This window comes from Curtobacterium sp. C2H10, from assembly GCF_025407985.1.
In the GTDB taxonomy this organism is placed as follows: domain Bacteria; phylum Actinomycetota; class Actinomycetes; order Actinomycetales; family Microbacteriaceae; genus Curtobacterium.
Genome location: NZ_JABXGF010000019.1, coordinates 15,712 through 41,127 on the forward strand (window position 1 = coordinate 15,712; position 25,416 = coordinate 41,127).

Here is a 25,416-nt window from a genome sequence, read left to right on the forward strand (position 1 = left end):
GCAGTGGAGCCGGACCGCGAACCGGAACGGCAGGGACGCCGGGTCCGGACGGACGGAGACGACGTGCAGACACACGCCACCACCAGGAACGCCGCCGCGCTCAGCCGCCGCGGGTTCCTGCTCGGGGCGGGCGGCATCGGAGCGGGCCTGGCCCTCGCCGGGTGTGCCCCGCTCGGTTCCTCGAGCAGCCGCCCCGAGACGATCACGTTCTACGTGTCGAAGCCCGAGGTCATCGGCTACTTCGACGAGGTCATCGCGAAGTTCCACGACAGCCAGTCGAGGATCCGCGTCATCCGCGACTCGACGTCCAACATGTCCGCCAACTTCGTCCGGAACCGACCGCCGGACCTCGGCTGCCTGAACTACAACTACGCGATGGTCTCGTTCGTCGAGCACGGCGCCCTCTCCGACCTGTCGGACCTGCCGGAGAAGGACACGATCAACCCCGACCTGTGGCCGCTCATGAAGCAGACCGCGGACTACCCGGGTCGGACGAGCGTGCTGCCGTACTCGGTGACCGCGGCGTCGGTGATCTACAACAAGCAGATCTTCGCCGACCAGGGCATCGACGTGCCCACCACGTGGAGCGAGTTCCGAGACGTCTGCGAACGACTCACCAAGGCCGGCATCACGCCGATGTACGGCACCTACAAGGACAACTGGACGATCGCCCAGGGCATGTTCGACTACTCGGTGGGCGGGATGCTCGACCTGCAGCGGACCTTCGCGGCACTCGACCGCGAGGGCACCAAGGTGGGCACGAGCTCGAGCGTCTCGTTCGAGAAGGACTTCGCCGCCCCCGTCGACCGCATGGTGGACCTCCTGCAGTGGCACCAGAAGGGCGCGGCGAGCCGCGGGTACGGTGACGGCAACCTCGCGTTCGCGCAGGGGAAGGCCGCGATGTACCTGCAGGGGCCGTGGGCGCTCGGTGAGATCGCGAAGTCGAACAAGGACATCGACCTCGGCACGTTCCCGTTCCCGGCGACCGACGACGCCGCCGACAACAAGGTGCGCGTGAACGTCGACCTCGGCCTCTGGATCCCGGAGGCGTCCCGCAAGAAGGAGGCGGCGCGCGAGTTCCTGTCGTTCCTGATGAGCCCCGCCGTGAACGACAAGTACAACGCCGACAACAACGGTTTCGGCGTCCGGAAGGACTCGCCACCCGCATCGAACCCCGCGCTCCGCGGCATGCAGGACTCCTACGACCAGGCGAACTTCTTCTTGGGCGCCTCGCAGCTCATCCCCGCCGAGATCCCGGTGGCGAACTACCTGCAGTCCATCGCCTTCGGCGGTGCCCCCGCTCCCCAACTCCGCACCCTCGACGGCGACTGGGCGCGTCTCGCGCTCCGTACGGCCGCGTAAGGAGACGACCTTGGCCACCACGACCACAGAATCCGTCACGACGGCGGGCAGCCGCCGACGGGGCGGAGCCGCACCGCGCCTCCAGTCCGGACGACGGGGCGGAGCCGGACTGCGCACGAAGCGCAGCCGGACCGACCCGCTCTTCCTGGTCTTCCTGATCCCCACCCTCCTGCTCTTCACCCTGGCGATCACGCTCCCCGCCGTGATGGGCATCGTGTTGAGCTTCACCGACTCCGTCGGCTTCGGTGACTTCCGGTTCATCGGCCTGACGAACTACGTCGCCGTGTTCAGCGACCCGGCGATCCTGCAGGCGTACCTGTTCACGATCGGGTTCTCGCTCGTCACGGTCCTCGTCGTGAACGCGGTCGCGTTCCTGCTCGCCATCGCCCTGACCTCGAAGGTCCGCGGCAAGATCACCCTCCGCGCCGTGTTCGTGCTGCCGATGGTGATCTCGGGCATCGTCATCGCCTACGTGTTCTCGTTCCTGTTCGCGAACAGCCTGCCGGCGCTCGCGACCACGCTCGGCTTCGCGCCGCTCGAGCAGAGCATCCTCGCGAACCCGGACCTGGCGTGGATCGCGATCGTGGTCGTGACCGCGTGGCAGGCGATCCCGTCGACACTGCTCATCTACATCGCCGGCGTGCTCTCGATCCCGGCCGAGGTGTACGAGGCGTCGGCGCTCGACGGCGCGAGCGCCTGGCGGCAGCTCGTGTCGATCACGGCACCGCTCACGGCGGGCTACATCCTCATCAACCTCGTGATCGGGTTCAAGAACTTCCTGAACTCGTACGACATCATCGTCGGCCTCACCGACGGCGGCCCCGGCACCTCGACCACCAGCGTGGCGATGTCGATCTTCAAGGGCTTCAACGGCGGCGACTACGCCTACCAGATGGCGAACGCCACGATCTTCTTCGTCATCGCGGTCGTCATCGCCGTGATCCAGCTGCGGGCGACCCGCGGGAAGGCAGCGCTCTGATGACCATCCAGGCACCCCTCCAGCCGGGGACCACCGCGACCGGCACCATCCGCTCCGTCGACGCCGACCGGAACGCCGGCCGTCGTGGCGAGCGCTTCAACTGGCCGGTCACGGTCGTCCTCGTCCTCTGCACCCTGTCCGTCCTCGTCCCGCTGTACGTGACGATCACGATGGCGTTCAAGACGACGAGCCAGGCGGTCGACGGCAACGCGTTCTCCCTCCCGGCACCGTTCAGCGTCGATGGCTTCGTGCAGGCCTGGCAGCTGACGGACTTCCCGCGCGCGTTCGGCGTCTCGGTGCTCGTCGCCGCGATCACCGTCGTCGGCACGATCCTGCTCGCCTCGTTCACGGCGTACGCGATCGCCCGGAACTGGGACCGCCGGCTCTTCCGCTGGTCGTTCTTCTACCTGCTCGCCGCGATGTTCCTGCCGTTCCCGGTGCTCGCCCTGTCGCAGGTGAAGCTCACCGGCCTGGCGCACCTCGACAACCCGTTCGGCGTCGCGATCCTGCACGTCATGTTCCAGCTGTCGTTCAGCGTGCTGCTCTTCACCGCGTTCCTGCGGTCGATCCCGGCCGAACTGGAGGAGAGTGCCCGCATCGACGGTGCGAGCACGGGGCAGGTGTTCTGGCGACTCGTGTTCCCGCTGCTGGCACCCATGAGCGCCACCGTCGGCATCTTCGCGTTCCTCGCGTCCTGGAACGACTTCGTGATGCCGTCGCTGATCACCTCGAACCCGGCGCTGCAGACCCTGCCGGTGCTGCAGCAGATGTTCCAGACGCAGTTCAGCAACAACTACAACGTGTCGTTCGCCTCGTACCTGATGGCGATGGCGCCGGCGATCATCGTCTACCTGTTCACGCAGCGCTGGGTGATGGCCGGGGTCACGCAGGGCGCGATCAAGTGACGACCACCGACTCCGCAACCGAGAGGACCCCCACCATGACCGACGTCGTCGAGACCGCCGCCGCACCCGCGACCGAGGACGGGAGCAGCACCTGGTGGCGCCAGGCCAGCGTCTACCAGATCTACCCACGGTCCTTCGCCGACGCGAACGGCGACGGCATCGGCGACCTGCCCGGTGTCACCGCGAAGGTGCCGTACCTGGCGTCCCTCGGGATCGAGGCCGTCTGGCTCAGCCCGTTCTACCCGTCCGCACTCGCCGACGGCGGCTACGACGTGGACGACTACCGGGACGTCGACCCGCGCCTCGGCACGCTCGAGGACTTCGACGAGATGGTCGCGGCGCTGCACGGTGCCGGGATCCGCGTGATCGTCGACGTCGTCCCGAACCACACGAGCGACCGGCACGGGTGGTTCCGCGAGGCGCTCGCAGCGGAGAAGGGCTCCCCCGCCCGCGACCGGTACGTCTTCCGTGACGGGTCCGGTCCCGACGGGGCGGAAGCGCCCGCCGACTGGGTGTCGATCTTCGGCGGCCCGGCCTGGACCGCGGTCGGCGACGGCCAGTGGTACCTGCACAACTTCGCCAAGGAACAGCCCGACCTCAACTGGGCGAACCGCGAGGTCCGCGACGACTTCCTGCACACCCTCCGCTTCTGGTCCGACCGCGGTGTGGACGGGTTCCGCATCGACGTCGCGCACGGCCTGGCGAAGGACCTGCCGTCGGGCCCGCTCCCGACGTGGGCCGAGGTCCTCGCGTCGCCGAAGGACGGCTCGCACATCCTCTGGGACCGCGACGACGTCCACGAGATCTACGCCGAGTGGCGGAAGGTCTTCGACGAGTACACGCCCGCACGCACGGCCGTCGCCGAGGCGTGGGTCGCCGCCGACCGCCGCGCCCGGTACGCCAGCGCCGAGGGGCTCGGGCAGGCGTTCAACTTCGACCTGCTCGAGGCCGACTTCGACGCCGGGCAGTTCCGGAGCATCATCGAGTTCAACCTCGGGCTCGCCGAGGAGTCCGGATCATCGACCACGTGGGTCTTCTCGAACCACGACGTCGTCCGGCACGCCACCCGCTACGCCCTGCCGGCACGCAACGGCGCCGAGGAGAAGCAGGGCAGCGCGTGGCTGCTCGCCGGCGGCTCGCAGGACGCGCTCGACCGCTCGCTCGGACTGCGCCGTGCCACCGCGGCGACGCTGCTCGAACTCGCGCTGCCCGGCTCGGCTTACCTCTACCAGGGCGAGGAGCTCGGCCTGCAGGAGGTCGGCGACATCCCCGAAGCCGACCGTCAGGACCCGGCGTTCTTCCGGAACCCGGGCGTCGACGTCGGCCGTGACGGCTGCCGCGTGCCGCTCCCCTGGACCCGGAACGGCAGGAGCTTCGGGTTCGGCGACGGCGGTGCGCACCTGCCGCAGCCGGCGTGGTTCGCCGATGTGTCGGTCGAGGCCGAGGACGCCGACCCCGACTCGACGCTGAACCTGTACCGGAAGGCGCTCGGCCTGCGCGGCCAGCTGCAGTCCGAGGAACACCTCGAGTGGCTCGAGACCGGCCGCGACGACGTGCTCGCGTTCCGTCGGCCGAACGGCTGGACGAGCGTGACGGTGTTCGGCGACGAGCCGTACGACCTCCCCGCAGGCGAGCTGCTGCTCGCCTCCGCGCCGGTGGCAGACGGCGCACTGTCGGGTGTGGGGACGGCCTGGTTGCGTTCCTGACGGAACCAGGTGACGGACTGGAGGCGCGGTGCGGGCAGGCACCGCGCCTCCCGTCCGTCAGGCGGTCACGCCCGAGCGCCGTCAGGCGGTGCCGGTAGGGTCGCGGCATGACCGGGGCGACCATCAGCGTGCAGGACTTCGTGATGCGGTTCGGGGACCGGAACGTGGTCGACGGGCTCTCGTTCGACATCGCCCCCGGTGAGACCTTCGGCCTGCTCGGCAGCAACGGCTCGGGCAAGACCACGACCATCCGTGCGCTGCTCGGCATCACCACCCCGACCGCCGGCACCCTCACGATCGACGGGCAGCCCTACCGACCGGCCACCGGCGGGATCGGCTACCTGCCCGAGGAACGCGGCCTGTACCGCAAGGAGTCGGTCATCGACGTGATGACGTACTTCGGGCGGCTCCGCGGCCTGCGCGGGCCCGAGGCGACGGCGTGGAGCATGGACTACCTCGCCCGCGTCGGCCTGGCGGACCGGGCGAAGCTCCGGGTGGACAAGCTCTCCGGCGGGCAGCAGCAGAAGGTCCAGCTCGGCATCACGATCATGGACCGGCCCCGGCTGCTCATCCTCGACGAGCCGACGAAGGGCCTCGACCCGGTCAACCGTCGGCTGCTGCTGGACCTCGTCGACGAGCGGAAGGCCGACGGTGCCACGGTCGTCCTCGTCACCCACCACATGGACGAGGTCGAGCGGCTCTGCGACCGCATCCTGCTCCTGAAGGACGGCACCGCGGCCGCGTACGGCACCATCCCCGACGTGCAGGACGCCTTCGGCGGCGCGGTCGCCCGGGTCGGCCTCGACGGGCCGGTGCCGCCGTCGCCGCTGTACCGCCTCGCCCGGCACGAGGGGCACGTCGCCTACCTCGTGCCGATGCCCGCGGCCGCGGCCGACGGGTCGGACATCCTCGCGTCGCTCGTCTCGGCCGGCGTGCACGTCACCGGGTTCGAGATGCGGCGCATCCCGCTCGACGAGATCTTCGTCCAGGTGTACGGCCACGACGCCGGAGCCGACGCGGCTGCCGACACCGCACGGGCCGGAGCCGCCGCGTGAGCCGCCTCGGGACCGTCATCCGGTTCGAGTTCGTGCGTGCGGTGAAGAAGCCCGCGTTCTGGATCGGCACGCTGGCGCTGCCGGTCGTCATCGTGGTGGTGTCGCTCCTCGTCGGGGTCGGGCAGTCCGCCGGGACCGACTCGGTGGTGTCCAGCTCGTCCGCGACAAAGACGCCCTTCCGGTACGTGGACGACTCCGGCCTGGTGTCCGAGAGCGTCGCCGCGAAGTGGGGCGGGTCGCCGTCGACCGACCCCGCCGCCGACCGGGCCGCGGTGCGCTCCGGGACCCTCGACGCGTTCATCACCTTCCCCGAGTCGCCGTCGACGTCACCGATCCGGGTCGAGGCGGCCGACCGCGGGCTCTTCGGGAACGGCGGGTACTCCTCGCTGGCGGAGCGGGTCCTCGAGCAGAGCGTCGCCGCGACCGTCGACGACCCGGAGTCCGTCGAACTCCTCCGGAACCCGCCGGACACCGACCTGACGACCTACGCGGACGGCCGGGTGGCGCCGGGCTGGTTGTCGATCGTGCCGCCGTTCCTCTACGTCGCCGCGTTCTTCGGGCTCGTCATCCTGCTAGCCACCCGCATGGTCACGGTGGTGGTCGAGGAGAAGGAGAACCGCATCTCCGAGATGATCCTCACGACCGTCACGGCCGGCGACCTCATCCGCGGCAAGGTCATCGCGATGCTGCTCGTCGGGTTCGTCCAGGTCGGGGTGTTCGTCGTCCCGGGGCTGATCGGGCTGCTCGCCGCGCTCTCCCTCGTGGCGTCACGACTCGGCGGGCTGACCATCGACCCCTGGCGGATGGTGGTCGGTGCGCTGCTCCTCGTCGGTGGGGTCCTGCTGGCGTCGGCGCTGTTCGTCGCGGTCGGGGCCGCCGTGCCCTCGATCAAGGACGCCTCGGCGCTGCAGTCGGTGGCGATCTTCTCGCTGATCATCCCGCTCTACGCGGCGTTCTTCGTGATGACGACGCCGACCTCACCGGTGGCGTCGTTCTTCACGTACTTCCCGACGTTCACGCCGATCACCGCGATGGTCCGGAACGCGGTCGGGTCGCTCACCGTCACCGAGTCGGTGGTCTGCATCGTCGAGGTGTTCGTGGTCGCGGCCGTGCTGCTGTGGTTCGCCGAGTACCTGTTCCGGCACTCCGTCGCGCAGTACGGCTCGAAGGTGACGCTCCGGCAGATCGTGTCGTGGCGGCGTCGGTCGCGGGCCTGACCGGCCCGACCGGCTAGCTGGTGAGGACGACCTCGTCGAGGTCCCACGCCCGCACCTCGCGCTCGCGCCACCCCTGACGGAGGGTGCGGACGGCACGGTCGAACTCCACGAGGACGTCGATGTGCGGGCGCACGAGCATCTGGATCTGCAGCCCCTCGTACACCGCGAGCAGCTGCGTCGCGGCCTGGTACGCGGGGATCGCCAGGCGCTCGGACCCGGACTCGACGTCGCGCTCGAGCCCGGACGAGAGCTGCTCGGCGTACTCCTCGAAGCGCTTGCGGAAGAGCTCGGCGAAGCCGGTGTCGGCCGCCGCGATCGTGATGGCACCGGCGAGCACCCGCACGAGGCCGGGGTCGGCGACGTCCTCGGCGAGGGTCATCCGGACGTGCTCGATCGTGCACGTCGGCGGGTTCCTCCGACGCGTCCCGCGCAGCTGCGTCCACCGGTCGTAGGTGACGAGCAGCAGCGCGTCCCACGTCGGGAAGAGCCGCTCCACCGTGGTCACCTCGATACCGGCGACCTCGGCGACCACCTCGGCGTCGACGCTGTCGAACGGGTGCAGTCGGTAGGCGCGGATCGCGGCGCGGACGATCCGTTCGGCCAGGGACTGTTCGTCCTCGAAGGCCGCGTCGTGGTGGTGTGCCATCCGACCATCACACACTGTTCTCGAGGGTTTGTCTCGTCCCAGAGCGGGGGCCTCGGTCAGCCGACCGTGACCGGGGCCGCCGAGGGCTTCGTGCGCTGGCGCATCCAGACGAAGAACCCGGTCAGGGTGAAGACGCCGTAGAACACGTACATGAGCCCGGAGGCGTAGTACCCGGCCGAGAACAGGAGCGGCACACCGACGAGGTCGACCGCGACCCAGATCAGCCAGAACTCCACCCAGCCCTTGGCCATGCCGTAGGTCGCGAGCAGCGAGCCGACGAAGATCCAGGCGTCGCTCCACACCGGCTCGTACGAGCCGAGGGCGCGGAACACCGGGGTCAGGACGGCGGTGCCGCCCACCATGACGAGGACCATCAGTCCACGAGCCTTCCAGGAGGCCCAGCGCGGCTCGATCACGGTCGTCGCGTCGTCGGGACGGTGCGTCCAGCGGTACCAGCCGTAGACGCTCACGATGATGAACATCACCTGGCGTCCGGCCTGACCGAGCAGGTTCACCGGGTTGGGGGTGTCGAAGAGCGCTCCCATGAAGACCGTGAAGAGCAGGGCGTTGCCGACGATGCCGACCGGCCAGGCCCACACCTTGCGGCGCATCCCACCGAGGGCGCTGAGCAGGCCGAACACGTTGCCGATCACCTCGCGCCAGAGCACGGTCTGGTCGCCGATGACGAGCTGCGCGTCGAACAGCCACCGCACGATGCCCATGGGCCCTCCTCGTTTCCGGACGGTGCAACGGTACGGGGGCGGTCGGCATTCCTTGCGCGACCGAGACCGATCGGGGTACAAACCGTGTCGGCACTCTCGGGGACGAAAATGACCCCTGTACTGGGTCCATTCAGACGCATGTTCCCACTTGTCCGCACTTTGGGGGACCGGTAGCGTCGACACCAGAGCGAGTCCAGCCCGCCCGAGACGTGTCACGTCGCGGAGCCCGGCGACAGCTCTCCGGCACAGGTCAGCCGCGACCCGCACGAACCACGGGTCGATGACATCGTCCCGTCGGCACTGCCGATGGTCGCAGCGCGCCCGAACGCGCAGAACGGACCCCTCATGCACAAGATCGTGACCGGTGCCATCGCCGGCGCCGCCGGTGTCGCCCTCCTCCTCGGCGGCGCGGGCACCTTCGCTCTGTGGAACGCCAGCGCCAGCACCGCGGCCTCCTCGGTGAGCTCGGGATCGCTGACCCTCAGCGCGAACAACGACGGCGTCTGGACGGACATCACGAACGGCCGCTCGGCGACGATCAACCCGGCGAGCGCCCTCATGGTGCCGGGCAACTCGTACCAGTTCACGCAGACCCTGACGATCGGTGCGACCGGCCAGGACCTCAAGGCGAACCTCACCTACGCCAGCCAGAGCATCACCGGTGACAGCGCCCTGCTCGCCGCGACGACGAAGACCCTCGCGGTTACCTCGTCGAGCGCCTCGGTCGTGCAGTCGACCGCGAACGCGAACACCTTCGTGGTCTCCCCCTCCGCCGCGACCTCGACCGTCAAGGTCGTCTTCACGATCACCCTGCCGTCGTCGGCCACCACGGGCCAGGGCGGCACGCTCAACGTCGGCGCGCTCGCGTTCACGCTGACCCAGACCGCGATCGGTTCCTGACCCGCGGAAGCAACCCGGGCCGTGGAGCCCGTGGTCTCGATGGGTCCCTGATCCGCCGATCGCGACCACGCGCCTCCTGGCCCACCCGCACCGCCGGACGGCGGTGCACACCACGACGACCAGGGGACGGACATGACCAGCACACCGAGGACGAGCGGACGCCACGCGGCGCCGCGTCGTCACCGGTGGATCTGGCCCACTGCCCTCGCCCTGGTCGTCGCGGTCGTGACGGCGCTGCTCGGCACGGGCGGCACCTACGCGCTCTGGAACGGCACCGCCAGCACCTCGGCCTCGACGGTGCGGTCCGCGACCGCCACCATCACCACCGGCCCGCTCTCCGCGATGAACACGTCCGTCCTCGGTCCTGGTGGCGGCGTCACCGGCACGTTCACGGTGCGCAACACCGGCTCGATCCCGCTCACCATGCGGGTCGCCACCACCTCGACGAACGTCGCCTACGCCACGAACGCGACCCCGGCTGCGGTGCTCGGTGAGCTGAGCCTGCGCCTCGCGGTGGTCGGCAGCACCGCCGACTGCCGCACCGGCCTGTCCGGCGCGAGCGGACGGCTCGCTGCCTTCGACACCGGCATCGGCTCGTTCACCCTCGCGGCCGGCGCGAGCGCCGTCGGGTGCGTCGAGATGGACCTCGACGCCGACGCACCGCAGACCGTCGCCGGGGCCGTCACCGACTTCACCCTGACCGTGACCGGCACGCAGGTCAGCGCATGAGCCGCCGACTCCGCACCGTGCTCGCCGGGCTGTTGGCGCTGGCGTTCGTCGTCGGCGGGTCGTCCGCCGCGTGGGCGCTCTGGAGCGCGACCGGGACGACCGCGTCGAGCGTGACCATCGGGAAGACCGGGGCGTCCCTGACCGGCACGAGCGACATGACGACCACGTTCTCCTCGAGCGTGACGAGCACGACGAAGCCGCTCACCCTGACCAACGCGGGGTCGCTCGCCGGCACCGCCACGACCACCGTCTCCGTCGTGTCCGGCAGCTCGACCGCCCTCGCACAGGCCGTGAGCGTCGTCGCGTGGCCCGTGACCGGGACCGCGGCCTGCACGGCGTCGACCTCGGTCGGCACCGGCTCCGTCTCCGGCACCTGGGCGTCGCTGCCGAGCCTCACCACGAAGCTCGCCGCCGGCGCCAGTGCCGTCTGGTGCACGCGGAGCACGCCGTCCTCGTCCGCACCGGCGTCGAGCACCGCGAACGTGAACGTGAACCTCACGGTGACGGCCGGCACGTGGAGCTCGGGCGTCGTGTCCGGCGGTTTCTACCTGAACACCTCGGCGGCCACGCCCGCCCTCACGTGCACGGACCACAGCGGCAACTACGTCGAGGTCGCCTGGGCCACCTCGTCCCGGCCGAAGGACACCTGGTACGGCGCCTACGCCGGGCGCGACGCGTCCACGATGGTCGCCCCGAAGCAGCAGGACTACTACGGCCGCTTCACCATCGCGCCGAGCCAGATCCCCGCGAGCGTCGCCACGAGCGGCCCGGTGCTGATCACCGTGAAGATCCTCGACAGCGCGGGCAACCCCACGAGCACCGTGGTCGGGACCGGGCAGATCACCCTCTTCACCCAGAACGACGGGGCAGCCGTCCGGTGCGGCGCATGAGCGCGCCCACCGACGGCGCTGCCCGGCGCGCCCGGCGCCCGCCGCGCACCGGCTGGCGTGCGGTCGTCCACGCCCTCGCGCTCGGACTGAGCACGGGGCTGCTCGTCATCGTCGCCGGGCTCGCCGTCGTGCTCATCGTCGTGCCGAAGGCGGCCGGGTCCACGCCACTCACCGTCCTCACGCAGTCGATGGACCCGACGCTGCCGCCCGGCACGCTCCTCGTCGTCCGGCCGACGCCCGTCGAGAACATCCGCATCGGCGACGTCGTGACCTACCAGATCACCTCCGGGCAGCCGGCGGTCATCAGCCACCGGGTGGTCTCGGTCGCGTCGTCGTCGGACGGGTCCCGGACGTTCACACTCAAGGGCGACAACAACGCGCTCGCCGATCCCGCACCGGTGACGGCTGCCCAGGTGCGCGGCGTCGTCTGGTACAGCCTGCCGGACATCGGCCTGGTGAACCAGCTCGTCAACGGGTCGCGCTCGTGGCTCGTGCCCGCGATCGCCGGGGTCCTGCTGGCGTACGGCGCGGTGATGGTCACGATCGGCACCGTGTCGGCCGTGCGTCGCCGACGCGCCGCGGGCGACGCCGACGGACGGGGGCCACGCGGTCGCGGCGCCCACCGGGCTACGCTCGGGTGACGTGACGGACGGCGTGGAACGGGCGAGGGCGCTGCTCGACGACGCGGCGCGACGGCTCCGCGACGCCGACGTCCCGGACGAGGCCCTCGGCGAGTACGTCGAGCCGAAGGCCGTGCTCGGCATCCGGCGCGAGCCCGCCATCCGATCGCTCGGCCGGGTGTGGCGGGTCGGCGCGCTGCTGCTCGGGTCCTCCCCCGAGACCGACGGCCGGGTCTGGGCGACCGGACGGATCACGCGCGTCACCGAACCCGGGCGGTCGCAGTTCGTGTCCGTCTCCGCCGAGGTCCGTCGGGCCTACCGGGCAGCGGCGCAGAAGGGCCACTTCGAGCCCGGGGACACCGTGAACCACGGCGCGACGCCGATCCCGGTCGACGGGTCGCTCGTCGGCTCGGACGGCGTGCTCTTCGTCGACGACGGCGGCCCGTTCGTCCGGTGGTCCCCCACCGCGGGTGCTGCCGTCCCGCTCGAGGCGTACCTGGCGGACCGCGTCGGGCTGCTGGTCGATCCCCCACGCGGCGCGACCGACTGACCACGGCGCGACCACGGGGCATCACCACGCGTCCGCCCGCGCCGTCGCGGTGGACGCGACCCGTCGCGGTGGACGCGACCCGTCGCGGTGGACAGGACCCGCCGTCGGACGGGAGGCGCGGTGCCGGCCCGCACCGCGCCTCCCGTCCGACCGTGGCCGGGTCAGGAGCGTGGCCACGTCACAGACTGAAGCCGCCGTCCGACGTGAGGACCTGCCCGACGACCCAACTGCCCGCGGACGACGCGAGCCACCCGATGAGCTCCGCCGGGTCCTGCGGCGTCCCGACGCGACCGAACGGCGTGCTCGCCAGGTACTCGTCGAGGCCGTCGAGCGACCGGTCCGTGGTCTCCGGGTCCATGTAGCCCGTGTTCACCGGCCCGGGGTTGACGGTGTTGAGCACGATGCCGAGCTCGAGCAGCTCCTTGGCGACCGTGGCGGTCACCCCGGCGAGCGCGGCCTTGCTCGCGGCGTACGCGACCTCGCCGATCATCGCCCCGTGGATCTGCCCGGAGGTCATCCAGAACACGTGCCCCTCTGCCTCGGCGTACGGGCCGGTGCCCACGATCCGGTCCCCCGGCCGTCGTGGCTCGTCCGTCCGCGGTGCGCGGCGCCGGGCGAACTCAGCGGTCAGCAGCATCGTCGCGCGGGTGTTGACCTCCCAGAAGGCGGTGAGCCGCTCCGGCGTCATGTCGAGGATGCTGCCGTCGTCCCCGCTCTTGGCGTGGTTGCACACGAGGACGTCGAGGCGGCCGGTGAGTGCCGTCGCGGTGTCGATCAGCCCCGGGATCACGGAGGGGTCGGACAGGTCGCCGGGGACGTCCGCGAACCGGGCGCCCTCGATGAGGTGTGCGCGCAGTCCGTCGCGGACGGCGTCGAGGTCGTCGCCGCCCCACGGCAGGTCGAGGTCGTGCGGGCGGTGGTGGTGCACGACGATGCTCGCGCCGAGGTCGGCGAGCTTCGACGCGACGGCGAACCCGATGCCACGGCGTCGTGAGACACCGGTGACGAGAGCGGTCTTGCCGGCGAGGGGCAGGGTGGATGCGGGCATGCTGAACCTTTCGACGGCCCCGACGGGGCACTGGAGGGAGTCGGAAGCGGGTTCAGCGGCACTGCATGTCCGCCACCCTACACAGGAGGGCGCGCCCGCGGAACCGCCGTGGAGTCGGGGGACGTGACGGGCCCGCACCCGCGTGCTCGCGTACCGTCCGCCGCATGACGGACGCGCGCACCGCCCCGGCCGACCGACGCTCCGAGCGGCGCCGGCGCCTCATCCTGCCGGGACAGTACGGCCCGGACTTCGACGACGGCGGCCCGCTCCTCGTGGTCGAGGCCCGCGAGTTCTTCACCGCGCGTCCCCTGCACCGTGCGAAGGCGCACCTGTGGCTGAGTGCGCTCCGGCACCTGGTCCGCGACCTCCGCGACCGGGGCGAGGGCGACCGCGTCGAGCACGTGCAGGTCGACACGCTCCGGCAGGCGCTGGTCGGCCGGGACGACCTCGAGGTCGTCGACCCGCCGTCGCGGACGCTCCGCGCACAGGTGCGGCACTGGGGCAGGGGCACCGAGGTGCTGCCGAGCCGCGGCTTCGTGACCGACGAGGACGAGTTCGCCGAGTGGGCCGCGCAGGGCACCGGTCGCTTCCGGATGGAGACGTTCTACGAGCGGGTCCGCCGTCGCGAGGGCTGGCTGATGCGCTCGGACGCGCCCGTCGGCGGGAAGTTCAGCCTCGACGAGCAGAACCGGGAGTCGCCGCCGAAGGGTGCGACCACACTCGGACTCCCGGAGCCGTGGTGGCCCGAGGAGGACGAGGTCGACGAGGAGGTCCGACGTGACCTGGACCGCTGGGAGCGGGACGGCATCGCCCGCTTCGTCGGTGCGGACGACCGTCGGCGGTTCGCGGTCACGCCCGACGAGGCCCAGAGCGCCCTCGACGACTTCGTACGCACCCGGCTGAACGACTTCGGCCCGTTCGAGGACGCCACGCTCACGAACGACTGGACGATGGCGCACTCGTTGCTCAGCGTCCCGATGAACCTCGGTGTCCTCGACCCGCGCGACGCGATCGAGGCGGCACTCGTGGCCCACCGCGACGACGACGCCCCGCTCGCGAGCGTCGAGGGGTTCGTCCGGCAGATCGCCGGGTGGCGCGACTACGTCTGGCACCTCTACTGGTGGTTCGGCGACGACTACGGCGCGTCGGAGAACGCCCTCGGAGCGCACGAGCGGCTCCCCCGGTGGTGGCGGGAGCTCGACGCGTCCCGGGTCGAGGCCGCCTGCCTCCGCACCGCGATCGAGGGCCTGCACGACCACGGCTGGCTGCACCACATCCAACGGCTCATGGTGCTGGGCAACTGGGCGCTGCAGCGCGGGTACGACCCGGTGCACCTCACCGAGTGGTTCACGGACGTGTTCGTCGACGGGACCGACTGGGTGATGCCCGCGAACATCATCGGCATGTCCCAGCACGCCGACGGCGGGATGGTCGCGACGAAGCCGTACGCGTCCGGTGGTCGGTACATCGACCGGATGTCGGACCACTGCGGCGGGTGCCGCTACGACCCGACGAAGCGGCTCGGCGAGGACGCCTGCCCCTTCACCGCGGGCTACTGGGCCTTCCTCGCGCGGACGGAGCCCGCCCTGCGGGACAACAACCGGATGGCCCGTCCGCTCCAGCAGATGCGGAAGCTGGCGGACCTCGACGAGGTGGTGGCCCAGGCGGCGCGGCGCGGCTCCCCCTGACGCGCCCGGCCCGGTGGTGGGTCACGATCCCCCCACCGGGTCGCTGGTCGCTCAGACGAGGACGACGACCTTGCCGGCGATCCGTCCGGCGGCGCCCTCGGTGTGCAGCGCCTGCAGCTCGGTCAGCGGGATGCGCCGCGTCACCTCGACCGTGAGCTCCCCGGCGTCGACGAGCCGGACGAGCTCGGCCAGCCGTTCGCGGTTCCGGAGCACGAACACCGTCGCAGCACGGACCCCGCGGGACTCGTCCCCCGGGGTCGCCATGAACGCCGTCGTGCTCACGACCGCACCCCCGTCGCGGACCGCGGCCACGAACGAGGCGAACTGCTCGGGCTCGATCGGGGCGAGGTTGAGCAGGACGTCGACCTGCCCGTCGACCGCCTGCAGCACGTCGGTCGTGGTGTGGTCGACGACCTGGTCGGCACCGGCGGCACGGACGGCGTCGGCGCTGCGCGGGCTGGCCGTGGCGACGACCTCGACACCGGCGCGCTTCGCGAGCTGGATCGCGTACTTCCCGACCACACCGCCCGCGCCGACGACGAGCACGCGCTGCCCGGCCTCGAGCCGACCGTCGTCGAAGAGCGCCTGCCACGCCGTGAGCGCCACCGACGGCAGCGCAGCTGCGTCCGCCAGCGGGATGCTCGTCGGGGCGGCGACGAGCGCGTCCGCCGGAGCGACGACGTACTCGGCCGCTCCCCCGTCGCGTTCCATCGGCAGGAAGCCGATCACCGCGTCGCCGACCGCCAGGTCCGTGACGTCGTCCCCGAGGGACGCGACCGTTCCGGAGACGTCGTACCCGGGGACGTGGGGCAGGGCGACCGGGATGGGCAGGAAGCCGGCGCGCATGCCGTTGTCCGCCGCGTTGTACGCCGATGCCGTGACCCGGACGAGGACCTCGCCCGGGCCGGGGGTGGGCTCGTCGACGTCGCCGTAGGTGAGGACCTCGGGACCGCCGACCTCGTGGAACTGCACTGCCTTCATGATGACTCCTCCGTCATTTGCTTCGAATTCGAAGCGATTGATGGAACCGTAACACTGCTTCGAACTCGAAGCAACAGGTAGGATCGGATCATGTCCGAAACCCCCTCGTCCCTGACGCCGACGCAGCTGCGCGCCTACCTGTCGTTCACCGAGGTCAGTGCGCTGCTGCGCCCCTCGGTCGAGCAGCAGCTCAAGGACGTGGGCGGGCTGTCGTACGTGCAGTTCCAGCTGCTGGCACGACTCGGAGACTCCCCCGACGGGCACCTGCGGATGACGGACCTCGCCGACGGGGTGGTCTACAGCCGCAGCGGGCTGACCTACCAGGCGCAGTTGCTCGAGCAGCGCGGACTCGTCACGCGCGGCCCCTCTCCGGACGACGAGCGCAGCACCGTGGTGTCGCTGACCGACGACGGGCGAGCCGTCCTCGCGGCGGTGTTCCCCGGGCACATCGGCACGGTGCACGGGCTGCTGTTCGCGCCGATCACGGACGAGGACGCCGCGGAGCTCGACCGGATCCTCGGCCGGATCAGCGAGCACCTCCGGAAGAACCCGCCCCGATCGGCGTCCCGCCGCGCCGCGAGGTGAGCAGACGCGCGACGGCGTGACCCGAGCCCGCGTGCGGCGCGTGGCGGGGCCGACCCGCGCCTCCTGGCCCGCTCGTCGCGCCTGTCGTTCCGTCACCGGACCCCGATAGGGTCGGGAACGTGAGCAACGAGGCATTCGACGACCGCTACGAGCTGCGCGCCTTCGCGCCCGGGACGGACGAGCAGGGGGCACCGAACGCCGAGACCGAGGCCTGGATGCAGGCCGTCGGACTCGGGTTCCACGAACCGCACCCCGGCGACGAGGCGGCCGCGCGCATGGTCGCACAGTTCATCGAGGACGACCAGACCTGGCTCGGCGCGTACGTCCGCCGACCCGCACCGGGCTCCGTCGACGAGACCTGGCCGGCCGGTACCTTCGCCTGGTTCGGCAAGGAGCTGAGCTGGGGCGACGGTTCGTCGATCGACACCCAGGCGATCTCCGCCGTGACCGTCCGACCGACCGAGCGCCGCCGCGGGATCCTCCGCGCGATGATGACGCACGCCCTCGCATGCGGTGTCGCCGAGGGCTACGCCGTGGCCTCGCTGACCGCGTCCGAGGGCACCATCTACCGCCGCTTCGGCTTCGGCAGCGCGATCCGCGAGCGGGCCGTCCGGGTCCGCCGCGAGCGTGCGCTCCCGCTCCTCGCACCGACCACCGGTGTCGTCAGCGTCGTCACGCCCGAGTGGCTCGCCGGCGGCCCCGGCCGTGCCGTCTTCGACCGGTTCAACGCGCGGACGCCGGGCTCCATGGTGCGCAACGCCGGCACCTGGCCCGTCGTGTTCGGGCTGCGCAACGGCGACGGCGAGAAGGCGAAGGACGTCCGCGCAGCCGTGCACCGCCCGGACGACTCCGACGAGCTCGACGGCTACGTGACCTGGCGCGTCAAGGAGAGCCGCGACGGCGACACCACGCTCGAGGTCGTCGACCTGGTCTACGCCACCGACGACGCCTACCTGTCGCTCTGGGAGTTCCTGCTCTCGATCGACCTCAACGACGTCGTCACGTACAACCGGTCGCGGCTCGACGACCCGATCGTCGCCGCGCTCGGCGACAACCGCGCGTACGACGTCGACCACGAGGAGGACCACGTCTGGCTGCGCGTCCTCGACGTCGAGCGGGTGCTCGCGTCGCGTCCGTACGCGGTCGACGGTTCGCTGACGCTCGCCGTGACGGATGCGCTCGGGTTCGCCTCCGGCACGTACCGGCTGGACGTCCAGGAGGCGCGGGGCACCGTGACGAAGACCGCCGACGACGCCGACGCGGCCGGGTCCGACCTCCAGCTCGACGTCGCGGACCTCGGTGCGTTGCTCATCGGGTCGGTGTCGCCGACGACGCTCGCGGCGGCCGGGCTCCTCCGCGCGGCGGACCCGGCGGCGCCGGCACTCCTGCGGGCGATGCTGACCCCGCCGCGGACGCCGCACGGCATCACGTACTTCTGATGCCCCTTCGCGAGTCGGTCGCACGGGCTCGCCAGGCCGTCGCGGTGCTGGCGAGCCCGTCGCTCCGGTCCGCGATCGTCGGCGGCGCAGCCCTCGACGACCGGACAAGGGCTGCGGTCGCGGCCTTCGACTGGGTCGGCGACGACGGACCCGACACGCCGCTCCTCGGGCGGACGGCGCAGGACCTCCAGCGGCTGCAGGGGCCGGCGGCGCTGCTCGAGTTCGACCGGATCGCCCGGATGCCGGTGCCGGACGACCAGCGCCACCCGCTGTCCGTGCGCATCGTCGAGCTCGTGTTCGAGCGGCTCGGCACGGGCAGACCGGTCCCCGAGTCGGTGCTCAACGCCGCGATCGCCATGTTCGCCGAGGACGTCGCGATCGTGCGGCGGGACGCGGTGGACCTCGGCGTGCTCGTGCGGACGGACGACGGGGCGTCGTACCGCTACGTCGGCTGACGCGGGCGCGGGGCGGCGCCCCCGCAATGCGGCGCGGCGCTGCGCTGCCGCGCGCGCCGCGTCGGGCGCGGTTCGGCGCGGTGGCGCACAACCGAAGTGCGCGCGAACCACGGGAACGCACGGCTCCGATCGACTCCCGTTGTGCGGACCCGGCCGCGCGCGGGCGCCCGCGCGCCGTGGTCGGCGTAGTCTCCGCGCCATGGACGACACGGTGGTCGACTGGCTCTTCGACTCGGACCCGGCCCTGCGGTGGCAGGTGGAACGGGACATCGTCGGCGCGCCGGCACCGACCTGGCAGGCCACGCGTGCCCGGGTCGCGACCGAGGGCCTCGGCGCCGCACTCCTCGCCCACCAGGACCCCGACGGACAGTGGGCAGGCGGCGCGTACTTCCCCGCTGAACCCGAGCCCGAGGGACCCGGGCAGCCGTACACCGCGACGACCTGGTCGCTCAACGCCCTGCGCGAGTGGGGGTTGGACGCCGCGGTCCTCGGCGACACCGCCGCACGACTCGACGCGAACAGCCGATGGGAGTACGACGACCTGCCGTACTGGGGCGGCGAGGTCGACTGCTGCATCAACGCCTTCACCCTCGCGAACGGCGCATGGCTCGGCGCCGACGTCGACGGCATCGCCGACTGGATGCTCGAACACCAGCAGCCCGACGGCGGGTGGAACTGCGAGTGGGTCGAGGGCTCGACGGTCTCGTCGTTCCACTCGACCCTCAACGTGCTCGAGGGGCTCCTGCAGCACGAGGTCCTGACCGACGGACGGCATCCACGCGCGGCCGAGCTCCGGGACGCCCGCCACCGAGGCGCCGACTATCTCCTCGACCGACGACTACTCCACCGGAAGTCCGACGGAGCGCTCGTCGGCCCCTGGGCCACGGAGTTCGCGTACCCGTTCCGCTGGAGGTACAGCGTGCTCCGCGCGACCGACCACCTCCGGGCCGCGGCGCTCCGGGACGAGGCGGAACCGGATCCCCGAGCCGCCGAGGCGATCGAGGTGGTCCGCGCTGCCCGTGGTGCTGACGGACGGTGGCTCCAGGGCGTCCGCCCGCCGGGCCGGCAGTGGTTCGAGGTGGACGTGCCCGCCGGCGAGCCGTCCCGCTGGCTCACGCTCGTGGGCACGCGAGTGCTGCGGTGGTGGGACGGCGTCTGAGGCCTCGACGGCCGCGTCCTGTTGCACGATCGAGACCGACGGGCCGCCCGGACCGTGCGAGCCTGGTCGTCACTGATGACGTCGGGGACGGAGCGGGTCGTGGAGCGGGTGGTGGGGTGGAGCACGGTCGCCGTCATCGTGGCCGTGACGGTGCTGTGGTTGGTCCTGGTCCAGGTGACCAGCTGCTCCGATGCCGCTCCCGGCCAGGGCACGAGCTCCTGCGAGACCGAACCCGTGCTCGGGGTCGCCGGATCGTGGATCGCCGGGGCCGCTGGGGCCGCCGTCGTCGCCCTCGCGGTCTGGCAGGTCGTCCGGGCTGCACGGTCCGCGGAGCCGGTCGACGGCTGAGTCCGCTCGACCCACTGTGCCACCGGTGCTGCGCGGAACCTCGCACGCTGCGGTCCGGCCGCGCCGCGCCGCCTAGGCCCGGCGGCGCACCCGCGGATCGACGAACGCGTACACGACGTCGACGATCACGTTCGCCGTGACGATGAGCAGCGCCGAGAACAGCGTGAACCCCACGACGACCTGCAGGTCGAGCGTGTGCACCGCGTCGATGAGCAGCGCGCCGAGCCCCTGCATCGAGAACACCTTCTCGGTGATGACGGCACCGCCGAGCAGCGACCCGAGGTCCAGTCCGAACAGCGTCACCACGGGGAGGATCGCCGTCCGCAGCCCGTGCCGCACGACGACCTGGCGTTCACGGAGGCCCTTCGCGCGGGCGGTCCGGACGAAGTCCTGCGACATCGACTCGAGCATCTCGCCCCGGGTCAGCCGGGCGTAGATCGCCGCACTGATGAACGCGAGCACGCACCACGGCAGCACGAGGTGCGTGAACCACCCGACGGGATCGTCCCCGAACGCGACGTAGCCGCTGGTGGGCAGGACGCCGAGCACGAACCCGAACAGCAGGATCGCCAGCAGCCCGACGAGGTACGACGGCGCGGACACCCCGGCGACGGCGATCGTCATGACCGTGCGGTCGACGTACGTGCCTCGGCGCAGGGCCGACAGCGCGCCACCGGCCACACCGGCGACGAGCCAGAGCACGGCTGCGCCGACGGCGATCGACGCCGTGACGGGCAGGCGCGTGAGGATGAGGTTCGTGACGCTGTCGTGGAGCTGGAACGAGTACCCGAAGCAGGGCGCCGCGCAGTGGATGACGGAGGCGCCGGACCCGAACGTCCGCCCGGTGAAGATGCCCGCGAGGTAGGCCCCGAACTGGGCGATCCACGGCTTGTCCGTCCCGAGGAACGCCTGCACCTCGCGCAGCCGGTCGGGCGTGCAGGGCTTGTCGCAGATCGCGCGCGCCGGGTTCGTCGGCAGCAGCATGAACAGGGCGTAGGTGATCGCGGCCACGACGAGCAGGACGACTGCTGCGCCGAGCACGCGGATCGCGATGAAGCGGAAGGTGGTCACCGGTTGCTCCTCCGCGGGTCGAGGGCGTCGCGCAGGGCGTCGCCGAGCACGTTGAACGCCAGGGTGATGAGGAACAGCGCCAAGCCCGGGAACACGAGGTACATCGGGTCGGTCTGCACCCAGCCGATCGCGTCGCCGATGCTGCGACCCCACGACGGCGTCGGCGGGGTGACGCCGACGGCGAGGAACGACAGCGCGGCCTCGGCGCCGATCATCGACGGGATCGAGATCGTCGCGTAGACGGTGATCGTCGCGGCGAGGTTCGGCAGCAGCTGCGTCCGGATGACGTGCCACCGCCCGGCGCCCATCGCGGTGGAGGCGACGACGTAGTTCCGGGTGACGAGCGACAGCGTCTGCCCGCGCACGACACGGGCGACCGAGGGCCACCCGAAGAACCCGATGACGAGGACGACGAGCACGGGCTTCGGGAACGACGTCGGGACGATCGCGGTCAGGGCGATCATGAAGACGAGCGACGGGAAGCCGAAGATGACGTCGACGACGCGGGAGAGGACGCGGTCGTACCAGCCGCCGAAGAACCCGGTCGTCACGCCGACGAGCACGCCGATGACGATCGAGACGATCGTCGCGGCGATCCCGATGCCGAGCGAGGTGCGGGCACCGTAGGTGACGATCGCGAACAGGTCGCGCCCGGTCAGGGGCTCGACCCCGAACCAGTGCTCGCCGCTGATCCCGCCGCCGACCCCGCGCGGGGCGCCGAACGAGTTGAGCGCGTCGATGTGGTACCCGTACGGGTCCTGGCCGGTGACGGCGGCGATGAGCGGCGCCGCGAGCGCGACGACGACGAACACCACGATGACGACCGCGGACGCGACCGCCCAGCGGTCCTGACGCACGCGGCGGACGACGGCGCGGAAGCCGGTGCTCCGGTTCGCGGATGCCGCGACCGGACGGTCGACGACGTTGGCGGTCACGAGGCCACCCCTTCCCACGCGCGCCAGGCCTCGCGGCGGGCGGCCTGTCGCGCCGGGTCCGCGACGGGCGCCGCCGCGAGGAGCATGCGCGTGTAGTCCTGCTGCGGATCGTCGAGCACGGCGTCGGTCGTGCCGCGCTCGACCACGCGGCCGTCGTGCAGCACGACCACCTCGTCGGCGAGCTGCCGCACCACGGCGAGGTCGTGGCTGATGAGGAGCATGCCGAAGCCGAAGTCCTGCTGCAGTGCCGCGAGGAGGTCGAGCACGGCGGCCTGCACGGTGACGTCCAGCGCCGAGGTCGGTTCGTCGGCGATCACGAGCGCGGGCCGGAGCGCGAGGGCCCGGGCGACCGCCACGCGCTGCCGCTGCCCCCCGGAGAGCTGGTGCGGGAAGCGCTCGGCCCACGACGGGTCGAGCTGGACCGCCACGAGCAGCTCGCGGACCCGTTCGGCACGGTCCGCCGCCGAGGCCGTGCCGTGCACGAGGAGGGGCTCGGCGATGCTCCACCCGATGGTCTGTCGCGGGTTGAGCGAGGACGCGGGGTCCTGGAAGACGATGCCCACCCGGCTGCGGAGCTCGCGCAGGCGTGCACCACGAGCGGTGCGGAGGTCGCTGCCGTCCACCTCGACGGACCCCGCGACGACCGGCACGAGACCGGCGAGCGCACGTCCGATGGTGGACTTGCCGGACCCCGACTCCCCCACGAGTCCGAGCGTCTCGCCCGCGCGGAGCGTCAGGTCGATGCCGGAGACGGTCGGGTCACCGCGGCGCGCGTAGCGCACGGCGACGTCGCGCAGCTGCGCGACGAGGGGCCGGGAGGCGCGGCTCGTCTCCGTCTCGTCGGCCGGCGCGGTGGACGCGACCGTCTCACCGTCCGCAGCGTGCGGTGCGGAGGTGGGTCGCGCCTCCAGGGCCGGTACCGCCGCGAGGAGTGCCCGCGTGTACTCGGCGTCCGGGTGCGCGAACACATCGGCGACGGTCCCGTGCTCGACCGGGTCGCCGCGTCGCATCACGAGCACCTCGTCGGCGACGTCCGCCACCACGCCCATGTCGTGCGTGATGAGCAGCACGGCGAGGTCGCGCTCGCGACCCAGCGTGCGGAGCAGGTCGAGGATGCCCGCCTGCACCGTGACGTCGAGCGCGGTGGTCGGCTCGTCCGCGATGAGGGCGACCGGGTCACCGGCGAGGGCCATCGCGATCATCGCCCGCTGGAGCTGGCCGCCGGAGAGCTCGTGCGGGTAGGCTTTCCGGATCCGCTGCGGGTCTGGGAGCCCGGCCGCGCGGAGGAGCTCGTCGGCCCGCGCGGACACACCGCGTCGGTCGAGGTCCGTCGGGTGGGCCGTGATCGCCTCGGCGATCTGGGTGCCGATCGAGAGCACGGGGGTGAACGAGTTCATCGGCTCCTGGAACACGACGCCGATGCCGGCACCGCGGACCGCTCGGAGCTCGTCGTCCGACGCCCCGACGAGCTCGGTGCCGCGGAAGCGGATGCTGCCGGTGACGCGGGCCTCCGGCGGGAGCAGACCGAGCACGCTCATCGCGCTGACGGACTTGCCCGACCCGGACTCGCCGACGAGGGCGAGCACGCGGCCGGGTGTCAGGGTGAAGGAGACGTCACGGACGACGGGCTCCGCGTCGCCGAACGCGACACGGAGCCCCTCGACCTCGAGCAGCGGTGCACTCACTTGGCGAGCGAGACCTTGAGGTAGTTCGGGTACGCCGGGAAGTCCGCGATCTGGAAGTTCTGCACGTTCGAACCGGCGAGGAAGGACTGCTTCGCGTAGGTGAGCGGGACGATCGGGGCGTCGGCCATGATCTTCTTGTCCGCCTCGGCCCAGAGCTTCTGCGCATCCTGCTGGTCGATGGTGCCCGTCGCCTGCTTGATCAGGGCGTCGACCTCGGGGTTGCTGTACTTCGAGACGTTGTAGCCGCCCCCACCGATCTGCGACGAGTCGTACAGCGGCTGGATGTTGGCGTTCGCGCTCGGGAAGTCCGGCTGCCAGCTGAACATCGCGAGGTCGAAGTCGTCACCGTCCGTCGTCGCCGTATAGAACGAGTCGATGTCGAGCGGCTTGAGCGTGACGGTGATGCCCGCGCGCTTGAGGCCGGCCTGGATCGCCTGCGCCTCGGCCAGGTTCGCCGAGTCGTTCTGCGTCACCAGGGTCAGCTTGAGGTCCGACACACCCGCTTCCTGCAGGAGCTTCTTCGCCTTGGCCACGTCACCGGTGGCACCGGGCTCGTACAGGTCGTACTGCTGGCGCCCCGCGATGCCGGGCGTGATGAGCGTCGTCGCGTAGGAGCCGGCGAGGGCACCACCGGCGGCGATCCGGTACGACTTCTTGTCGACGGCGTACTGCAGCGCCTGCCGGACCTTGAGCTCCTTGAGCGAGCCCTTCTGCGTGTTGATCGCGAGGTAGTTGATCGGGCCGGCCTTCGAGGTGGCGAGGCGGTCCTGGGCGGCCGGGTTCGAGCGGACCTGGTTCAGCTCCGCAGCACCGAGGTACGTCGCGCCGAACGAGTCCTTCGCGTCACCGTTGTCGGCGATGAGCGTCTGGGTGACGGTCGACGGGTCCTGGCTCTCCTTGAACACGACCTTCGACGGGCCGGCGGTGCGGACGTCGTCGGTCTTCGCGCTCCACTCCTCGTTCCGCACGAGGGTGATCTGCGAGCCCTGCGTGTTGGACTGCACCTCGTAGGGGCCGGAGGCGACGGGCTTGGCGTCGTACGCACCGGTGTCGGTGCCGTCGCCCTCGGGGACCGGGGCGAACGCGGGCATCGACACGATCCACGGCCAGTCGCCGTAGGCCGCGTTGAGCTTGAAGACGATCGTCGAGTCGTCCGGGGTCTCGATGCTGTCGAGGGTCTTGCCGTCGAACGGACCCTTGTAGCTGTCACCGCCGACGAGGAGCGACTTGTGGTAGCTCAGGCCACCGGTGAGCGTCGGCGCGAACGAGCGCTCGATGCCCCACTTGATGTCCTTCGTGGTGATCTCGGTGCCGTCCTGGAACTTCAGCCCCTTCTTGAGGTGGTAGGTCCAGGTCTTGCCGCCGTCGCTCGAGTCGCCGGTGTTCGTCGCGAGGTCGGGGACGACCTTGGCCGTCTTGCCGGGCTCGACGTCCCACGCGGTGAGGCGACGGAGCACGAGGCCGAGCGTCGTGATGTTGAGGTTCTGGCTGGTCGCCGGGTCGAGGTGCACCGCGGTGGCCGTCGTCAGGATGTTGAGCGTGCCGCCCTTGGACGTTCCGCCCGAGGCGTCGTCCGAGGCGCCCCCGCCCGAGCAGCCGGTGAGGACCAGGGCTGCAGCTGCGGCGACCGCAGCGGTGATGGTCAGGCGGTTCGGGCGTCTCATGACGGTGGTGCTCCTCGTGGGGAAGTGGTGGTGCGCAGCCGTGGGGTGGCCGTGACGTGTCGCCGCGCTCCGGAGCC

The 25,416-nt window shown here is 71.4% G+C and carries 25 protein-coding genes; 17 read left to right on the forward strand and 8 right to left on the reverse strand.

The window, feature by feature from the left end; all coding sequences use genetic code 11:
* Positions 1–63 precede the first annotated feature (63 nt).
* The 6 genes from HWD93_RS09115 to HWD93_RS09140 all read left to right on the forward strand — a co-directional run bounded on the left by HWD93_RS09115 (position 64) and on the right by HWD93_RS09140 (position 7,224).
* Positions 64–1,362, forward strand: a complete 1,299-nt coding sequence (locus tag HWD93_RS09115) for an ABC transporter substrate-binding protein (protein WP_071302888.1) — start codon at positions 64–66, stop codon at positions 1,360–1,362.
* A gap of 10 nt (positions 1,363–1,372) precedes the next feature.
* Positions 1,373–2,341: a carbohydrate ABC transporter permease gene (locus tag HWD93_RS09120; protein WP_071295602.1), complete on the forward strand. Its 969-nt coding sequence runs from the start codon at positions 1,373–1,375 to the stop codon at positions 2,339–2,341.
* On the forward strand, positions 2,341–3,246 hold the full coding sequence (locus tag HWD93_RS09125) for a carbohydrate ABC transporter permease (protein ID WP_070418228.1): 906 nt from the start codon (positions 2,341–2,343) through the stop codon (positions 3,244–3,246). The genes HWD93_RS09120 and HWD93_RS09125 overlap by 1 nt, the downstream gene beginning before the upstream one ends.
* A 35-nt stretch (positions 3,247–3,281) precedes the next feature.
* The gene (locus HWD93_RS09130) at positions 3,282–4,952 is read left to right on the forward strand and encodes a glycoside hydrolase family 13 protein (protein WP_261646632.1); all 1,671 of its coding nucleotides are present in this window, start codon (positions 3,282–3,284) and stop codon (positions 4,950–4,952) included.
* A gap of 107 nt (positions 4,953–5,059) precedes the next feature.
* Entirely contained in the window at positions 5,060–6,007 is a 948-nt protein-coding gene (locus tag HWD93_RS09135) for an ABC transporter ATP-binding protein (RefSeq protein WP_071302729.1), read from the forward strand.
* Complete coding sequence (locus tag HWD93_RS09140; protein WP_261646633.1) at positions 6,004–7,224, forward strand: ABC transporter permease; 1,221 nt, start codon at positions 6,004–6,006, stop codon at positions 7,222–7,224. The genes HWD93_RS09135 and HWD93_RS09140 overlap by 4 nt, the downstream gene beginning before the upstream one ends.
* Positions 7,225–7,237: 13 nt before the next feature.
* Here the strand turns inward: HWD93_RS09140 and HWD93_RS09145 are convergent, their stop codons facing one another.
* Both HWD93_RS09145 and pnuC read right to left on the reverse strand, forming a co-directional pair.
* The gene (locus HWD93_RS09145; RefSeq protein WP_070418224.1) at positions 7,238–7,870 is read right to left on the reverse strand and encodes a TetR/AcrR family transcriptional regulator; all 633 of its coding nucleotides are present in this window, start codon (positions 7,868–7,870) and stop codon (positions 7,238–7,240) included.
* A 56-nt stretch (positions 7,871–7,926) separates the two neighbouring features.
* Entirely contained in the window at positions 7,927–8,592 is a 666-nt protein-coding gene (pnuC, locus tag HWD93_RS09150; RefSeq protein ID WP_070418223.1) for a nicotinamide riboside transporter PnuC, read from the reverse strand.
* Positions 8,593–8,937: 345 nt separating this feature from the next.
* Between pnuC and HWD93_RS09155 the strand changes: the two genes are divergently transcribed.
* The 5 genes from HWD93_RS09155 (at position 8,938) to HWD93_RS09175 (ending at position 12,281) form a co-directional block, all read left to right on the forward strand.
* On the forward strand, positions 8,938–9,492 hold the full coding sequence (locus HWD93_RS09155; protein WP_070419449.1) for an alternate-type signal peptide domain-containing protein: 555 nt from the start codon (positions 8,938–8,940) through the stop codon (positions 9,490–9,492).
* A 132-nt stretch (positions 9,493–9,624) separates the two neighbouring features.
* Positions 9,625–10,221 (forward strand): TasA family protein, encoded by a 597-nt coding sequence (locus HWD93_RS09160; RefSeq protein WP_071295598.1) that lies wholly within the window; start codon positions 9,625–9,627, stop codon positions 10,219–10,221.
* On the forward strand, positions 10,218–11,111 hold the full coding sequence (locus HWD93_RS09165; RefSeq protein ID WP_071295597.1) for a hypothetical protein: 894 nt from the start codon (positions 10,218–10,220) through the stop codon (positions 11,109–11,111). Before HWD93_RS09160 ends, HWD93_RS09165 begins: the two co-directional genes overlap by 4 nt.
* Positions 11,108–11,752, forward strand: coding sequence for a signal peptidase I (locus tag HWD93_RS09170; protein WP_139201929.1), 645 nt, complete (start codon positions 11,108–11,110; stop codon positions 11,750–11,752). Before HWD93_RS09165 ends, HWD93_RS09170 begins: the two co-directional genes overlap by 4 nt.
* Before the next feature lies 1 nt (position 11,753).
* A complete protein-coding gene (locus tag HWD93_RS09175; protein ID WP_071295595.1) occupies positions 11,754–12,281 on the forward strand; it encodes a hypothetical protein in 528 nt (175 codons plus the stop codon).
* A 178-nt stretch (positions 12,282–12,459) separates the two neighbouring features.
* On the opposite strand, the gene HWD93_RS09180 is transcribed toward HWD93_RS09175, so the two are convergent.
* Positions 12,460–13,329 (reverse strand): SDR family oxidoreductase, encoded by an 870-nt coding sequence (locus HWD93_RS09180; RefSeq protein ID WP_261646634.1) that lies wholly within the window; start codon positions 13,327–13,329, stop codon positions 12,460–12,462.
* Positions 13,330–13,493: 164 nt separating this feature from the next.
* Between HWD93_RS09180 and HWD93_RS09185 the strand changes: the two genes are divergently transcribed.
* Positions 13,494–15,017, forward strand: a complete 1,524-nt coding sequence (locus tag HWD93_RS09185) for a cryptochrome/photolyase family protein (protein ID WP_261646635.1) — start codon at positions 13,494–13,496, stop codon at positions 15,015–15,017.
* A gap of 51 nt (positions 15,018–15,068) precedes the next feature.
* Here the strand turns inward: HWD93_RS09185 and HWD93_RS09190 are convergent, their stop codons facing one another.
* Positions 15,069–15,998: an NADP-dependent oxidoreductase gene (locus HWD93_RS09190; protein ID WP_261646636.1), complete on the reverse strand. Its 930-nt coding sequence runs from the start codon at positions 15,996–15,998 to the stop codon at positions 15,069–15,071.
* A gap of 90 nt (positions 15,999–16,088) precedes the next feature.
* Between HWD93_RS09190 and HWD93_RS09195 the strand changes: the two genes are divergently transcribed.
* From HWD93_RS09195 to HWD93_RS09215, 5 genes are all read left to right on the forward strand, one after another.
* A complete protein-coding gene (locus HWD93_RS09195; RefSeq protein WP_071302739.1) occupies positions 16,089–16,583 on the forward strand; it encodes a MarR family winged helix-turn-helix transcriptional regulator in 495 nt (164 codons plus the stop codon).
* A gap of 119 nt (positions 16,584–16,702) precedes the next feature.
* A complete protein-coding gene (locus HWD93_RS09200) occupies positions 16,703–18,022 on the forward strand; it encodes a GNAT family N-acetyltransferase (RefSeq protein WP_261646637.1) in 1,320 nt (439 codons plus the stop codon).
* Positions 18,022–18,477: a DUF2087 domain-containing protein gene (locus HWD93_RS09205; protein WP_261646638.1), complete on the forward strand. Its 456-nt coding sequence runs from the start codon at positions 18,022–18,024 to the stop codon at positions 18,475–18,477. The genes HWD93_RS09200 and HWD93_RS09205 overlap by 1 nt, the downstream gene beginning before the upstream one ends.
* A gap of 199 nt (positions 18,478–18,676) precedes the next feature.
* Positions 18,677–19,636 (forward strand): squalene cyclase, encoded by a 960-nt coding sequence (locus HWD93_RS09210; protein WP_261646639.1) that lies wholly within the window; start codon positions 18,677–18,679, stop codon positions 19,634–19,636.
* Positions 19,637–19,711: 75 nt separating this feature from the next.
* A complete protein-coding gene (locus HWD93_RS09215) occupies positions 19,712–19,984 on the forward strand; it encodes a hypothetical protein (RefSeq protein ID WP_071295587.1) in 273 nt (90 codons plus the stop codon).
* Between the two features lie 72 nt (positions 19,985–20,056).
* Here the strand turns inward: HWD93_RS09215 and HWD93_RS09220 are convergent, their stop codons facing one another.
* Genes HWD93_RS09220 through HWD93_RS09235 form a run of 4 tightly spaced genes read right to left on the reverse strand, consistent with a single transcriptional unit; the run spans position 20,057 to position 25,339 of the window.
* A complete protein-coding gene (locus tag HWD93_RS09220) occupies positions 20,057–21,055 on the reverse strand; it encodes an ABC transporter permease (RefSeq protein WP_071295586.1) in 999 nt (332 codons plus the stop codon).
* The gene (locus HWD93_RS09225) at positions 21,052–21,990 is read right to left on the reverse strand and encodes an ABC transporter permease (RefSeq protein WP_229086871.1); all 939 of its coding nucleotides are present in this window, start codon (positions 21,988–21,990) and stop codon (positions 21,052–21,054) included. The genes HWD93_RS09220 and HWD93_RS09225 overlap by 4 nt, the downstream gene beginning before the upstream one ends.
* Entirely contained in the window at positions 21,987–23,675 is a 1,689-nt protein-coding gene (locus HWD93_RS09230; protein ID WP_261646640.1) for an ABC transporter ATP-binding protein, read from the reverse strand. The genes HWD93_RS09225 and HWD93_RS09230 overlap by 4 nt, the downstream gene beginning before the upstream one ends.
* Positions 23,672–25,339: an ABC transporter substrate-binding protein gene (locus HWD93_RS09235; protein ID WP_070418206.1), complete on the reverse strand. Its 1,668-nt coding sequence runs from the start codon at positions 25,337–25,339 to the stop codon at positions 23,672–23,674. The genes HWD93_RS09230 and HWD93_RS09235 overlap by 4 nt, the downstream gene beginning before the upstream one ends.
* Positions 25,340–25,416: the final 77 nt, after the last annotated feature.